The sequence below is a fragment of the Lentzea aerocolonigenes genome, assembly GCF_000955955.1.
GTDB lineage: Bacteria > Actinomycetota > Actinomycetes > Mycobacteriales > Pseudonocardiaceae > Lentzea > Lentzea aerocolonigenes_A.
The window spans coordinates 1-13,659 of sequence record NZ_JYJG01000153.1; the positions used below are offsets into that span (position 1 = coordinate 1).

Annotated in this window: 15 protein-coding genes; 2 read left to right on the top strand and 13 right to left on the bottom strand. The window is 70.7% G+C overall.

Features of this window, described 5'->3' with window-relative positions; all coding sequences use genetic code 11:
* The 6 genes from UK23_RS22225 to UK23_RS22250 form a co-directional block, all read right to left on the bottom strand.
* A partial coding sequence (locus UK23_RS22225; RefSeq protein ID WP_045313521.1) for an aminotransferase class I/II-fold pyridoxal phosphate-dependent enzyme occupies positions 1–709 on the bottom strand: 709 nt, incomplete at its 3' end.
* Positions 710–771: 62 nt separating this feature from the next.
* Positions 772–1,671, bottom strand: coding sequence for an SDR family oxidoreductase (locus tag UK23_RS22230; RefSeq protein ID WP_045313522.1), 900 nt, complete (start codon positions 1,669–1,671; stop codon positions 772–774).
* 24 nt (positions 1,672–1,695) lie between these two features.
* Entirely contained in the window at positions 1,696–3,345 is a 1,650-nt protein-coding gene (locus tag UK23_RS22235; protein WP_045313523.1) for a RecQ family ATP-dependent DNA helicase, read from the bottom strand.
* A complete protein-coding gene (locus UK23_RS22240; RefSeq protein WP_045313552.1) occupies positions 3,335–4,096 on the bottom strand; it encodes an alpha/beta fold hydrolase in 762 nt (253 codons plus the stop codon). Before UK23_RS22240 ends, UK23_RS22235 begins: the two co-directional genes overlap by 11 nt.
* A gap of 74 nt (positions 4,097–4,170) precedes the next feature.
* Positions 4,171–4,404 carry a hypothetical protein gene (locus tag UK23_RS52795; protein WP_045313524.1) on the bottom strand — a complete coding sequence of 78 codons (234 nt, stop codon included), beginning with the start codon at positions 4,402–4,404 and terminating at the stop codon, positions 4,171–4,173.
* 45 nt (positions 4,405–4,449) lie between these two features.
* Positions 4,450–5,646 carry a glycosyltransferase gene (locus UK23_RS22250; protein WP_045313553.1) on the bottom strand — a complete coding sequence of 399 codons (1,197 nt, stop codon included), beginning with the start codon at positions 5,644–5,646 and terminating at the stop codon, positions 4,450–4,452.
* A gap of 492 nt (positions 5,647–6,138) precedes the next feature.
* Between UK23_RS22250 and UK23_RS22255 the strand changes: the two genes are divergently transcribed.
* Complete coding sequence (locus tag UK23_RS22255) at positions 6,139–6,669, top strand: ATP-binding protein (RefSeq protein WP_156213309.1); 531 nt, start codon at positions 6,139–6,141, stop codon at positions 6,667–6,669.
* Positions 6,670–6,736: 67 nt separating this feature from the next.
* On the opposite strand, the gene UK23_RS22260 is transcribed toward UK23_RS22255, so the two are convergent.
* The 3 genes from UK23_RS22260 to UK23_RS22270 all read right to left on the bottom strand — a co-directional run bounded on the left by UK23_RS22260 (position 6,737) and on the right by UK23_RS22270 (position 9,233).
* Complete coding sequence (locus UK23_RS22260) at positions 6,737–7,726, bottom strand: inorganic phosphate transporter (protein ID WP_045313525.1); 990 nt, start codon at positions 7,724–7,726, stop codon at positions 6,737–6,739.
* Positions 7,726–8,346, bottom strand: coding sequence for a DUF47 domain-containing protein (locus tag UK23_RS22265; RefSeq protein WP_045313526.1), 621 nt, complete (start codon positions 8,344–8,346; stop codon positions 7,726–7,728). Before UK23_RS22265 ends, UK23_RS22260 begins: the two co-directional genes overlap by 1 nt.
* 173 nt (positions 8,347–8,519) lie before the next feature.
* Complete coding sequence (locus UK23_RS22270; protein ID WP_045313527.1) at positions 8,520–9,233, bottom strand: GAF and ANTAR domain-containing protein; 714 nt, start codon at positions 9,231–9,233, stop codon at positions 8,520–8,522.
* 161 nt (positions 9,234–9,394) lie between these two features.
* Between UK23_RS22270 and UK23_RS22275 the strand changes: the two genes are divergently transcribed.
* Positions 9,395–9,889, top strand: coding sequence for a DUF2231 domain-containing protein (locus UK23_RS22275; protein WP_045313528.1), 495 nt, complete (start codon positions 9,395–9,397; stop codon positions 9,887–9,889).
* Here the strand turns inward: UK23_RS22275 and UK23_RS22280 are convergent.
* Genes UK23_RS22280 through UK23_RS22295 form a run of 4 tightly spaced genes read right to left on the bottom strand, consistent with a single transcriptional unit; the run spans position 9,878 to position 13,658 of the window.
* Positions 9,878–10,708, bottom strand: a complete 831-nt coding sequence (locus tag UK23_RS22280; RefSeq protein ID WP_052684940.1) for an SDR family oxidoreductase — start codon at positions 10,706–10,708, stop codon at positions 9,878–9,880. The two genes, UK23_RS22275 and UK23_RS22280, sit on opposite strands and share 12 nt — an antisense overlap.
* Positions 10,709–10,713: 5 nt before the next feature.
* On the bottom strand, positions 10,714–11,751 hold the full coding sequence (locus tag UK23_RS22285; protein WP_156213310.1) for a type III polyketide synthase: 1,038 nt from the start codon (positions 11,749–11,751) through the stop codon (positions 10,714–10,716).
* On the bottom strand, positions 11,748–12,890 hold the full coding sequence (locus tag UK23_RS22290; RefSeq protein WP_231114621.1) for an acyl-CoA dehydrogenase family protein: 1,143 nt from the start codon (positions 12,888–12,890) through the stop codon (positions 11,748–11,750). Before UK23_RS22290 ends, UK23_RS22285 begins: the two co-directional genes overlap by 4 nt.
* Positions 12,891–12,893: 3 nt before the next feature.
* On the bottom strand, positions 12,894–13,658 hold the full coding sequence (locus UK23_RS22295) for a class I SAM-dependent methyltransferase (protein ID WP_082114877.1): 765 nt from the start codon (positions 13,656–13,658) through the stop codon (positions 12,894–12,896).
* Between the last annotated feature and the right edge of the window lies 1 nt (position 13,659).

Genomic DNA, 13,659 nt, shown 5'->3' on the forward strand with positions numbered 1-13,659 from the left:
ACACCGAGCTCTGCTCCACCGCGGCACCGGACTTGTGCACGCTGGTGACTACCACGTCGGCGCCCGCGTCCATGCCCCACGGCGGCAGGTCGTCGTGGAACGGCAGATGCGCGCCCCACGCCTCGTCGACGATCAGCGGTTTGCCGAACTCGTGGCACACCTCGGCGATCGCGGCGATGTCACCACACGTGCCGTAGTCGTTGGGGGTCACCAGCAGCATGCCCTTGGCCTCGGGCTCGGCCTCGAACAGCTTCCGCACCTCGTCCGCGCCCGGCGGATGGGACAGGTGGCGCTCGGCGTCCCAGTGCGGCGACAACCACACGGGGGAGACGCCGCTGAGGATGAGGGCGGAGGTGACCGACTTGTGGGCGTGGCGCGGCACGATGATCTTCTCGTGCGGCCCCGCGACGGACAGCATGGCGCTCTTGACCGACAGCGAGCTGCCGCACGTGGAGAAGAACGCCTGCTCCGCGCCCACCGCCTCGGCCATCAGCTGCTGGGCCTGCTCGATCACGCCCTGCCGGTTGAGCCGGTCGTCGAGGCCGTTGACCGAGATGACGTCGGCGGCGAACACCGCTTCGCCCAGGATCTCCAGCACGCGGGGGTCCACACCGCGGCCCTGGCGGTGTCCAGGCGGGTTGAACGGTGTGAAGCCGCACGCCCGGAACACCTGCAACGCTTCCAGTACCGGTGCCCTGTTCTGGTCCATGCAGGAGAGTTGCCGGGACGAGGCGCCTTCAATCCGATCTCCGGATGCATCAGCCGTCGGTGTCAGGTGAGCAGCTGGCCGCCGGTGACGCCGAGGACCTCGCCGGTGATGTAGCTGGACTCCTGCGAGGCGAAGAAGACGAAGACAGGCGCCAGCTCGGCGGGCTGCGCGGCACGGCCCATCGGTGTCTGCGCACCGAAGTCGTCGACCTTCTCCGCGGGCATCGTCGCCGGGATCAGCGGTGTCCACACAGGACCGGGCGCGACGGAGTTGACCCTGATGCCCTTGCCGATCAGGTCGGCCGACAGCGCCTTGGAGAAGTTCACGATGGCGGCTTTGGTGGCCGCGTAGTCCATCAGCTCTGGCGACGGCATGAAGGCCTGGATCGACGAGGTGTTGATGATCGCGGAGCCGGGGCGCATGAGCGGCACCGCTGCCTTGCACAGCCAGAACATCGCGTAGATGTTGGTCTTGAACACCCGGTCGAACTGCTCGCTGCCGATGCCGAGCAGGCCGTCGCTCTGCGCCATCTGGTACGCCGCGTTGTTCACCAGGACGTCGATGCGCCCGAACTCCTCCTCGGCGCGCTTGACCAGCTCGCGGCACGCGTCCTCGGTGCGCAGGTCACCGGGCACCAGCACGGCCTGCCGACCGGCGTCGCGCACGAGCTCGGCGGTGCGTTCGGCGTCGGCCTGTTCCTCTTCCAGGTACGAGAGCAGCACGTCGGCGCCTTCGCGGGCGAACGCCAGTGCCGCGGCCCGGCCGATGCCGGAGTCACCGCCGGTGATCACGGCTTTGGTGTCGGGCAGGCGGTCGCTGCCGCGGTAGGTGCGCTCACCGTGGTCGGGCTCAGGACCCATGTGCCGGTCGGTGCCGGGATGCGACTGCTCCTGGCCGTCCTGGTGACGGGGGCGCGGGTACTGCTCCCGCGGGTCCTGGCGCGTGTACTGGTCTGCGGACATCTGTGGCACCTCGTGACGACGGGACTACGGCATCGCAGGTGTTCCCGCGTGGCCGTCGTTCAACCGCGAGAGCACTCCGGTGTCGCGGACGGCGGTGAGGGAGAGCGTCTTGTAGCCGACGTCGTCGAACAGCACCATCAACCGGTCAGTCTCGTGGTGCACGACCGTGCCGCGACCCCATTGTTCGTGCCGCACAACGGAGTTCGGCGGGTACTCGCTGGTCTGCGGGCTGTCGTCCGGCACGCCCTCGTCGCAGGTGTCGCAGTGGCCGCACGGCCGGCCGAGCTCCTGGCCGAAGTAGCCGAGCAGAAACCGCCTCCGGCAGTCACGTGTCTCGGCGTACCGGCGCATCACTTCCACGCGCGACCGGTCTCGTCTCTCCTGTCTGCCGGCCTCCTCGGCCACGGCCGCGACGGCTTTCGCAGGTGGGGGAGCGTTCTCCTCGTACCGCACCCGATCGTGGCATGTTCGCACGACTTCCGCGCTCTCCAGCAGGTTCACGACACCGGTGACCTTCCTGCGGGAGCGGTCCAGCCGCCGCGCCAGGTCGGTGATCGCGATGCCCGCACGGCGGCGACGCACGGCGGCGGCGACCTCGCGCACGCACTCGCGGTCCAGCGTCCGGGAGGTCAGGAACCGTTGCAGGCCTTGGTCTTCCGGGCGGTGGAAGAGGATCACCTCGGCGGGTTCCCCGTCCCGCCCCGCCCGGCCGATCTCCTGGTAGTACGCGTCCAGCGAGCCGGGTGTCGCGGCATGCGCCACGAACCGCACGTCCGGCTTGTCGATGCCCATGCCGAACGCGGACGTGGCCGCGACGACGCGCAGCTCACCCCGCATGAAGCCGTCCTGCACCCGTCTTCGCTCAGGCGCCTTCATCCCGGCGTGGAACGGCGCCGCGGCCACATCCCGCGCGGCCAGGTCCGCGGCGTACCGCTCGGCGTCCTTGCGGGTGGGCACGTACAGCAGGCCGGGCCCGGTGCGGTCCGCGACCCAGTCGGTGACGGCCCGCCTGCGCTCGTCGTCGTCGGTGCAGAACCGCGCGGCGAGGTGCAGGTTGGGCCGGTCGAACCCGGCGACGATCACGGCCGCGTCGCGCAGGCCGAGGTGCTCGACGATGTCCGCCCGGACCGGACCGCTCGCGGTGGCGGTGAGGGCGAGCACGGGCGGATGTCCCAGCCGCTCGACCACGTGCCGCAGCCGGAGGTAGTCGGGCCGGAAGTCGTGGCCCCACGCCGACACGCAGTGGGCTTCGTCCACCACGAACAACGAAGGTCTCGCCCGGTGCAACCGTTGCAGCGTGCCGGCGTTCGCGAGCTGTTCGGGGGAGAGGAAGAGATACTCCGTCCTGGCCTCACCGAACGCCTGCCACGCTGCTTCGTTGTCCCCGGCCGACTGCGCGGAGTTGATCGCGGCAGCCGGCGGCGCGCCGGTGTCGCGCAGGGAGGTGACCTGGTCGCGTTGCAAGGCGATCAGCGGAGACACGACCACGGTGGGGCCGTCGAGCAGGATCGCCGGTACCTGGTAGATGGCCGACTTCCCGGCACCTGTCGGCATGACGACCAGCACGTCGCGGCCGTCGAGGAGGCGCCGCATGCCGAGCAGCTGCTCCTGGCGCAGTTCGGTCCAGCCGAACACCTCCTCGGCCGTCCGGAGAAGGCGTTCGCTATCCGGCATCGCGCAGGTCGAACCGTTCGGCCGCCCACGCGGCCAGGCGCGGCCGCAGGGCGACGTACACGTCCGGGTCCAGTCCCATCCCGGTGTGGGTGCTGTGCACCTCCACGCACTCGGCGGACGGGTCGAGGCTCAGCTCCCACGGCACGATGCCGTCCGACTTGGAGTACACCGACACCGCGGGCATCTCCAGCGGCGCGGTGGCCGCGGCGACGTTGTCCTCGAAGCAGGTGCCCGACAGGCAGTCGGTGTCCATCAGACCGGGCACACCGAGCGCGGCCAGCCCCGCCAGCGCCCTGGCCGCGAGCAGCACGTGCGGGTGGGCGCCCATCGGGTCGAGCACCGGGCTGCCCAGCATCACCAGGCCGCACACCAGGTCAGGACGGCGAGCGGCGGCCAGCCGGGCGAGTCCGCCGCCGCGGCTCTGGCCCAGCAGCACCACCGGCCCGCCGGTGGTCTCGACGTGCTCCTCCAGGCGTTGTTCGATGCGGTCCACCAGCTCGGAGGTGCAGCCCACGTTGAACCCGACGCCAGCGCCCACCGGCACGTAGCCGCGGTCGCGCAACCAGGTCGTGGCGAAGGTGAGGCTGAAGTCGCTCGCACCGAAACCGGGCACCAGCACCACCCCGAGTCCCGCGCCTTCCCGGGGATCCGCGTTACGCCACACCGGATGGCGCAGCAGGCGGGGAATCGTGAGGGCGGCCAAGGCGACGTGCTCACGTGCCAGCGACCGCAGTTGTCCTGCAGCACTCATCGTCATCTCTCCGCTCATTCCGTCCAGGTGCAGAGGAATTAGCCCGCCAGAGCGTGGGCAAACGCGGAGCAGAGTCACGTTTGGCGTGCCGCGAGCCGGACGCCGCTGCGCGGGCACGGTTCGCCGGGGCAGCGGTGCCCGGTGTGCGGATCACCGGCGCCCTGCGGCACGAGGTCCCGGGCGCCGATCGCGCGGTCGAGGAACCGCCGCGGGTCGAACCGGTGCGGGTCCGTCCACAAGCGACTGTCGTGGTCCTGGCCGGCCTTCGCCGGGTGCGGACTGACCGGTGTGGGCTTCAGCGTGGTCATGGTCCCCTTTCGGCACCGCACGGCAGGTGCCGCGCAGCGCCGGGACTACCCCGCGGAATCCGCGTGACACCGGCCAGAGCGCGTCCGTCCGGACGAAGCCGAGCCAGCCCGTGCGTAGACGCGCAGGACGTCCTCGGCCACGCGGCTCCAGGAGTACCGCGCGGTGACCCTGTCCCGGCCCGCCACCGCGAACTCGTTGCGCAATGTGTCGTCCAGCAGGAGCGAGCGCAGCGCCCGTGACAGGCTCTCCGGTTCTCCTGGCGGCACGAGCAGACCGGTCACGCCGTTCACGACGAGATCAGCCGGCGCACCGGCAGCCTTGGCGACGACCGGCACACCGCACGCCATCGCTTCGAGCGCCACCGCGCCGGACTCGTGCGACGTCGCGCAGACGACGGCATCGGCCGATCGCAACAGAGCGGGCATCGCGGAGTGCGCCACCGCACCGGCGAACACGACCCGGTCGCCGACGCCGAGGTTCTCAGCGTGTTCCCGCAACTTCGTGACCTCTGGATCGTCGTGCAGCCGTCCGCTCTCCGGACGTCCGGCGATCACCAGCTCGGCATCGTCGAGACCGGACAACGCCGTGATGACGGCCTCGATGTCCCGGTACTGCGGCGACGGAGCCGCAGTGACCACGCGGTACGACTGGTCGCGTTCTGCTCGGGGACCTTCGGGTGTGAACTGGTCGATGTCGACGCCGACGGGCACGACGGAGATCTTCGCCCGGTCCACTCCTGCCTTGATCAGCTCGGCCATCTCGCCGGAACTGGCCGCCGCGACGTGGGCGGCTTCTCTCCCGACCAGCACCTCGATCCGGCGGCGTTCTCGCGGTCCGGTGTCGCCGGCCCGCTCGGCCGCGGCCAGCGAGTGGAACGTCTGCACCACCGGAACTCGGGCCCGCCGCCCGCCGAGCACGCCGACCATGCCGGACATCCACCCGTGCCCGTGCACGACGTCCGGCCGGGACGTCGCCCATTCCCGCAACAGGAACGAGATGAAGTCACCGGTGTGAGGCAACGCCTGCTCGTCCGCGAGAGGTGTCGCCGGCCCGGCAGGTACGTGCACCACCTCGTAGCCGCGATCTGTGCGCATCCGGCCCGGCACGTCCGGGGCTTCCCTGCGGGTGTACACGGTCACGTCGTGCCCATGTCTGGTCAAAGCGGACGAGAGTTCGGCGACGTGCGTACCCCGTGCTTCGTCCAGCGGGCTCGCGTGAGCGGACACCATCGCGATCCTCATGATCACTCCAGTTGACGGGTTCGACAAGCTCGTTGCGAGCTGCTTGGTCAACTCGGAGTCACCGGTCGCTGCTGTGGATCACCCGAGTACCCGCACCAGAGCTGCGGGAAACCCTGCGGCCGGGCGCCCCGCCGCTGCCTGCCCATTCGGTGAAGGCACCGACGCTGCTGGGCGAGGAGATCACGCCGGACGGGGCGTGCCGCTGCAGCCGTTGGTCCGCATGCCCGAGGCTCCCACCGCCACCGTGACACCGTTGCACGACAACCCGGCCGGTTGAACGGGGAGGTCCTTGAGCACTTGTGCCGCACGCCGCGGCGGCGCGAAGCTGTCTTATGGCGTCCGAGGAGCGGGCAGCGTCGAGGGTGCGCGGAACGGCGGAGCGCATCCGCGAGCTGGAAACGCGCCGGGCCCAGCTCGGCACGCGCGCCCGCAGAGCGTCGACGACAGGAGACGCCGAAACGGCTGCGGCCGCGCTGACCTACGCCCTGCACCATGCGGCTCAGGCACGGGACAGTGGTCACCGGTCCCGCTCACGCCGAAGCTCTCCGCCGCACACCCATCCGCCGGTACGTGACGGTGTTCGCCGATCTCGAGGAGGCGCTGGCGAACGTCGATCGGCCGGCACCTCGCAGGCGCGCCTTCAGCGCGTTGCCTCACGATCTCAGCAGCCCGCACGGTGCCCGCCGGTTCGTGCGGCGGACGTGTGCGGAGTGGGGCCTGCCGGACGTGCTGGTGGACGACGCCGTGCACGTTGCCTCGGAGCTGGTCCAGAACACGATCCAGCACACGGGTTCCGAAGCACGCCTGCGCCTGGAGCTGCGGCACAACCTTCTCACCGTCGCGGTGGGCGACGACGACCCGGCGCCGGTCGTGCTCGCCGATCCGGGACGCGATCCGATCCAGACGGGGAAAGGCCTGCGGATCGTCGCGCAGCTCCCGAAGACCTGGGGCTGCGTCGCGGACCAGAACGAACACCGCAAGACGGTGTGGGCGGTCCTGGTCACCTCAGGCCGCGGCAACTGAGCGCCTGGCCAGAAGTCGTGCTCGTCACTCGTCAAGCGATCCCGGGTCCGGGGGCCGCTGTCCCGGCTCACAGCAGAGCGACCACTCCATATGCGCCGGCGGCGACGATCGCGGAGGCGGGCAGGGTCAGCACCCATCCCTTGGCGATGTCGCCGGCCACGGACCAACGCACCGCTGATCGACGGGTGGTCGCGCCGACACCCATGACTGCCGAGGTGATCACGTGCGTGGTGGAGATCGGGGCGTGGAACACGAACGCGGTCAGGTACAGCACGGAGGAGGCGGACAGTTCGGCGGCGAAGCCGTGCGGCGGGGTGAGGTGGAAGATGCGCCTGCCCAGAGTGCGCATGATGCGCAGGCCGCCCGCGTAGGTGCCGGCGGACAGAGCCAGCGCGCACGCCCCGATCACCCAGAACGGCACCGAGTAGCCGTCCTGGTTCATGGTCACCACCAGGGCGAGGACGATGACGCCCATGCTCTTCTGGGCGTCCTGCAGGCCGTGCCCCAGAGCGAGGCTCGCCGCGGAGAACACCTGCGCGCGGCGCATCAGACGCCCGGCGCGGTGTGCGTTGGCGTTGCGGAAGGCCCACATGATCACCGTCATCAGCGCGTAGCCGAGCAGCAGGCCGACGACGGGGGAGACCACCATCGGGATGACGACCTTCTCCAGCACGCCCGCCCAGTGCACGGTGGTGGCGGACGCCAGGGCCGCACCGACCAGACCGCCGACCAGGGCGTGCGAGGAGGAGGACGGCAGGCCGAAGTACCAGGTGATCAGGTTCCAGGTGATGGCGCCGACGAGTGCGGCGGTCACGACGTGCAGCGCGTCGTCGCCTGCCGGGGTGTCGATGATGCCCTTCGCGATGGTGACCGCGACGCCGGTGCCCAGCAGCGCGCCGACCAGGTTCATCACCGCCGCGAGCGCGAGTGCGGCGCGCAGGGTCAGCGCGCGGGTGGAGACCGCGGTGGCGATGGCGTTGGCCGCGTCGTGGAAGCCGTTCGTGAAGTCGAAGGCCAGCGCGAGCACCACCACGACCACCAGTCCGGCGGTCAGCATCACGCTTCCTTGACCGCGATCGTGTGCACGGCGTTCGCCACGTGCTCGAAGGCGTCGGCGGCGGCCTCCAGCTCGTCCACCACCTCCTTGAGCTTCATGACCTCCAGGGCGTCGCGCGAGCCGTTGAACAACTCCGACAACAGCCGCCGGTACACCTGGTCGGCCTCGTTCTCCAGCTGGTTGACCTCGACCCAGAACGCGGTCAGCTCCTGCGGCTCCTCCAGCCGCGGCATGGCCTCCGCGGTGAGCTGGGCGGCCCGGCACAACAGGTCGACCTGCGCCGCGACACCGTCCGGCAGCTCACCCACCCGGTAGAGCGTCGCCAGGTCGACCGCGGCGTCCATGTGGTCGACGACATCGTCCAATCTGGACGCCAGCCGGTAGATGTCCTCCCGGTCGAACGGCGTGACGAACGACCGGTCCAGGTGCTCGATGATCGCGTGGGTGGCGTCGTCTCCCGCGTTCTCGAGCGCGTGCATCCGCGCGGCCATCTCCGCGCGCTGCTCGACAGGCGCGCGCACGAACTCGCGCAACAACTCGACGCTGGTGCCGATGTTCGCACCGATCTCGGAGAACAGCTCGAAGAACCTCGCACCGGTGGGCTTGCGGCTGATGCGCATGCGGCTGTTCCTTCCTCGGCGCGCGAAATCGGGCGTCGGCAGCGGTCGTCAGTCGCGTCCGCGTGCCGGGGTCTGTCCGTGGACGCCGTGGCGCAGCGGTGTGCTGTCGGGGGAGGGACGGAAGGCTCGGCCGGTGTTGGTGACGTACCGGGTGCCGAGTTCACGCGGCTTGGCTACCCACCGGAACGGCGATCAAACATGCGGTTCTCCACCAGCCACGCCGCGACCTGGTGCAGTTTGACGTTGGTCGACTGGGAGGCTTCCACCAGCAACCGGAACGCCGACGCCGCGTCGATGCCGTGGCGTTCCATGAGAATGCCTTTGGCGGTGGCGATGATGTCGCGGCTCTCGATCGCGATGCCCAGTTGCGCCTCTCGTTGAGCGCCGATCAAGGCGATCGCGGCGTGCGTGGCGAAGAGACGGCCGTCCTGTTCGGTGTGGTGGTCGAAGGCGTCGACGCGGCTGGAGTAGAGGTTGAGGGCGCCGAGCGTCCTGTCCGTCACGAACAGCCGGTAGGAGAGCAACGAGCGGATGCCCTTCCCGGCCGCGGCCGGGCCGAAGGACGGCCAGCGGGCCTCCGCTCCGACGTTGCCGACGCGGAACGTCTCGTGCTCGGCGATCGCGTCCACGCACGGCCCCTCGTGCAGGTCGTACTGCAGCTGGTCGATGCATTCGACGATGTGACCTGTCGGCTCGACCGTGTGAATCCCGCCGCGTTCGACCAGGGAGATGCCCGCGTGTTCGGCGCCCGGAACGTAGTCGACGGCGGCCTTGACGATCGCCCGCAGCGTCGCCTCCACGCCGGGTTCCGCCTGCAGCGTCCGCGCGACGTCGCCGAGCGTCTCCGCGAGTCCCCTGAAGTCGCTGTCCTCCTCGGCCGCGCTCATGATGCCTCCACCACCACTCGATCCGGCGCAGTTCTTCTACCCTGCGCGGCCATCAGGGCAAACGCTCCGCAGGCCACGTGGGTGGAACGGCCGCGGCGCAGGGGTAGCCGCCGCGCCGCTGGGTACGCCAGTGAGCATCCGCTCTCGGGAAGGAACATCTCATGCGCAGTCGCGTACGTGCCGCGGGCCACGCCGTCCACCCGATCCTGATCGTCTTCCCACTGGGGCTGCTGACCACGGCGGTCGGCTTCGACGTGCTGCACCTGGTCACCGGCCGGGAGAGCTTCCAGTTCACCTCCGCCCACCTGATCGCCGCGGGCGTCCTCATGGGAGTGCTCACCGCGGCGACCGGCTGGCTGGACTGGCTGCTCGTCGTACCGCGCGGCACCCGAGCCCGCCGGATCGGGTTGCTGCACGGACTGGTGAACGCCACCGTGCTGGTGCTGTTCGCGGTGAGCTGGCTGCTGCGCCTGGCCGAGCAGGACTGGGCGCCCACCTGGCCAGCGCTGATCGCGGCGTGGCTGGGCGTGCTAGCGGGTGGTCTCGGTGGCTGGCTGGGCGGGGAGCTGGTCGAACGGCTCGGCATCAGCGTCGAGGAGGACGCGAACCCCGACGCGTCCAGTTCGCTGCGCGGCGTCGCGGTCTCAGGTCGATGAACCGAGCCGCTTGCCGTAGCGCCGCGCCATCCGGACGATCGCCGACGACGCGGGAGCGACCACGACGTCGAGCACCCGGCTGACCGGAGCGAACGAGCCGAGCCGGGCGATCTCCCACCAGCGCGGCACGGCCACGGTGCGGGACGCCCGCGCGGTCAGGCACTTCTCGACCGCGCGGGCGACGAGCTCGGGATCGGAGCCGGCGGAAAGCCTGGTCCGCGCGGAATGCTCGTCCGGCGTGCCGTTGAGGTCGCGGGTGAGCCACTCGGTGCGGATCGGTCCGGGGCAAATCGCGTGCACCCGCACCCCGCGCGGCACCTCCCTGCGCAGACCGAGGGCGAGGCCGAGCACTCCGGCTTTGGTGGCCGAGTACAGCGACAACGGCGGCACCGGCACCCAGGCCCCGATCGACGACAGCATCACCACGTGCCCGCCGCGGGCACCGAACAGCGGCAGCACCAGGCGGGTGAGCTCGGCGACAGCCGTGAAGTTGACCGCCACGAGGCTTTCGACCTGCTCGCCGCCGAGGTCGGCGAGCTTGGCCACCCGGCCCTGCCCGGCGTTGTTCACGAGCGCGTCGATGCGGCCGAAACGTTCGACGACAGCCCGCACCAGCAGCTCGCGGCCGGCGGGATCGGTGACGTCGCAGGACATTCCCCACGCGCCGGGCATCTCGCGGAGAGCGGCGTCCAGCCGGTGCTGGTCGCGGCCGCAGATCGCGACCTGCGCGCCGAGACGGGCGAGCCTCCTGGCGGTGACGCGGCCGATCCCGGCCGAGCCGCCGGTGACGAGAACAACGGTGCCTGCAACGGATCGCATGGTCATCACCTCGCGCGCAAGAGCGTGACGTACAGGGTCAGTCCGGGGCCGAACGCCATCGCCACCACGGGATCACCTGGTCGCAGCACGGTGCTTCCCAGGATCTCGTCGAGCACCATCAGCACCGTCGCCGACGAGCAGTTGCCGTTGTCGCGCAGCACTTTCTGGGACGGTTGCAGCGCGCTGGACGGCAGCCCGAGCTCGTGCTGAACGGTGTCGAGGATGCGCGGCCCGCCGGGGTGCACCGCCCAGGCGCGCACCTCGGGCACGGTGAGGCCGTGATCGGCGAGCAGGCCTTCGACGGCGTCGCGGACGTGCTTGCCCAGCACGTCGGGCACGTACCGCGAGAGCGTCATCCGGAAGCCGTGGTCGGTGACGGTCCACGTCATGTGGTCCGCCGTCGAGGGATCGGTGAGGGCAGCGGTGGCGACCACCTCGAGCCTGCCCTGCTCTGGCGTCACCACGACCGCGGTGGCGGCATCTGCGAACAGCGCGTGCGACACGATCTGTTCCACGTCCATTGTGGACGGTTGGACGTGCAGCGACGTGAGTTCCAGGCACAGCAACACCGCCGGCTGCTGGTGCACGGTCACGAAATCGGCCACGGTGGCCATTGCGGGCAGTGCGGCGTAACAGCCCATGTGGCCGACCATCAGCCGTTGCGCGCCGGGAGCCAGGCCGAGCGACGCGGCCAGCTGCACGTCCAGTCCCGGTGCCGTGTAACCGGTGCACGACGCGACGGTGAGCTGTCCGATGTCGGTGGGATCGAGTCCGGCGGAGTCGAGAGCGGACAGCACGGCCTTGTGCCCCAACGGCCTCGCGTACGCGTCGTACCAGCGCATCCGCTCGCCGGTCGTGCACTCCGACAGGTCGAGTTGCAGCGGGTTCACCACGGCGTGCCGGCGTTGCACACCGGCTGACGCGAAGATCCGCCCAGCAGCCCTGCTGCCGTTCAGGAGTGCGCGGAAGTGGTTTTCCCACAGGGAACTCTGCTCGAACGCGGGAGGCAGCGCGGTGCCGATCGCGGCGATGTGCGCGGTCACCAGCGGGCCACCTCGTCCGGGTCGTCGCCCATCGCGCAGGCTCCGAGCCAGTCGGCGCACACGTCGGACGTGGCCGGTTGCAGGGCACCACACCGCGCGTCGCGGTAGAGCCGCTCCAGGGGATGACCGCGACGCATGGCCGACGCGCCGGCGGCCTCGAGGACGGAGAACGCCACCTCGGCGGCCGTGTCCCCGGCGGCCAGCTTCGCCCGCCACACCCAGCGGTTGGTCTCGGGACTGCCGGGATCCTCGGTGACGAGCCTGGCCGCGTTGCGGACGACGAGCTCCGCGGCGGCGACCTGGGTGTCGGCGCGTCCCATGCGCGCGCGGACCATCGGGAGTCTCTGCAGTCCGCGCTCATTCAGGTGTTCCGCACCGTGCCGCAGCACGGCTTTCGCGACACCGACGTAGACAGCGGCATACGAGGCGACGAGCCACTGCGGCATCACCTGGGCCAGCAGCAGCGCGGTTCCCTCGATGCCGCCGAGGAGGGCGTCTTCCCCGACTTCGGCGTGCAGGTGCAGGTCGTGGCTCGCGGTGGCGCGCATGCCGAGCGCGTCCCAGGCGGGCCGGACCTCCACGCCAGAGCCCGACGGGACGAGGAAGTACGAGATCCTGGGTCCCTCCGACGTGCTGTCCCTGGCGGCGACGAGGTAGGCGTCGGCGTGGCCCGCACCGGAGACGAACGTCTTCGCGCCGGTGATCCGGAAACCGGAATCCGTTCGCTCATAAGAGGTTCGCACCTTCGACAGGCGCGAGCCGATGCCGCGTTCGCTCATCGCCACCGCGTACAGGGCACCGCCCGCGGCAGCCTGCAACACACGGTCGCGGGACGCGGCGAAGCTCTCCGGTGCGCCGAACTGCCGTACCAGTTCCTCGGGGATGTGCGCGAGCGCTCCGGTGACCGACGCGTGCATGTTGAAGATCAGCGCGGTGGCACCCGCTCCGCTGCCCAGCCGCATCGCCACGTCGGTGTACTCGGCGAACGACGCACCCCCGCCACCGAGCCGGCGCGGCACCATCAGCCCGAGCAGCCCCGCGGCACGCAGGTCGTCGAAGTCCTCCTCGGGGAAGTCGCCGGACACGTCGTACTTCGACGCCCGGCTGGACATGCGGTCGGCCAGGGACTCCAGGTCCACGGCTCATCCCTCCTTGCGGCCGGCGCCCTGGAAGAGCACGGCGGTGGTCGCGGTCGGAACCATGCGCACGGAGGCTCTCCTGCGCACCGACCACGCGAGCAGGTCGGCCAATGAGGGGCGGATACCCCGCAAAGCCATGCGCACACCGTGGCGGGCGCACTCGCGGACGAGCGCCCGGCGGTCGACGAACAACGCGGGATCGTGCACACCGCGCGGCGCGAGCCCCAGCACGCGTTCCACGACGCCGATCGCCACCAGCCGGCACAACGCGGTGTCGGCCAGCGTGTCGAGCACCAGCAGACCGCCGGGCCGCAGCAACCGGCACGCCTGCGCGACTGCGGCCGGCAGGTCGTGGACGTGCTCCAGGATCTCGCCCGCGACGACGACGTCCGCACACCCGTCCGGCAGCGGCACGGCGAGCACGTCGCCCCGAATCGCCCGCACGCCGTGCTTTCGCGCCTGGCGCAAGGCTTCCTGGGAGAAGTCGACGCCGATGTGGCGGTAGCCGCGCAGGTGCGGTGCGAGCAGCCCGGCGCCGCACCCGAGGTCGACCAGCACCGCGCCGGGACGCGGCGGCGGGATCAGCTCAGCGCGTGCCGCGGCGAGCCAGTGCAGCATGACGAACGCACCGCGCGGATCCCACCACTGGCCGGCAAAACGTTCGTACAGCTCCGGATCGTTCGGCTCAAGATCGTTCTGCGCGCCGTCCGCCGGCTGGCAGACTGGAGGCTCATGGGCCGCCTCGGAGCTCTCGCGCGTTCCAGTCATC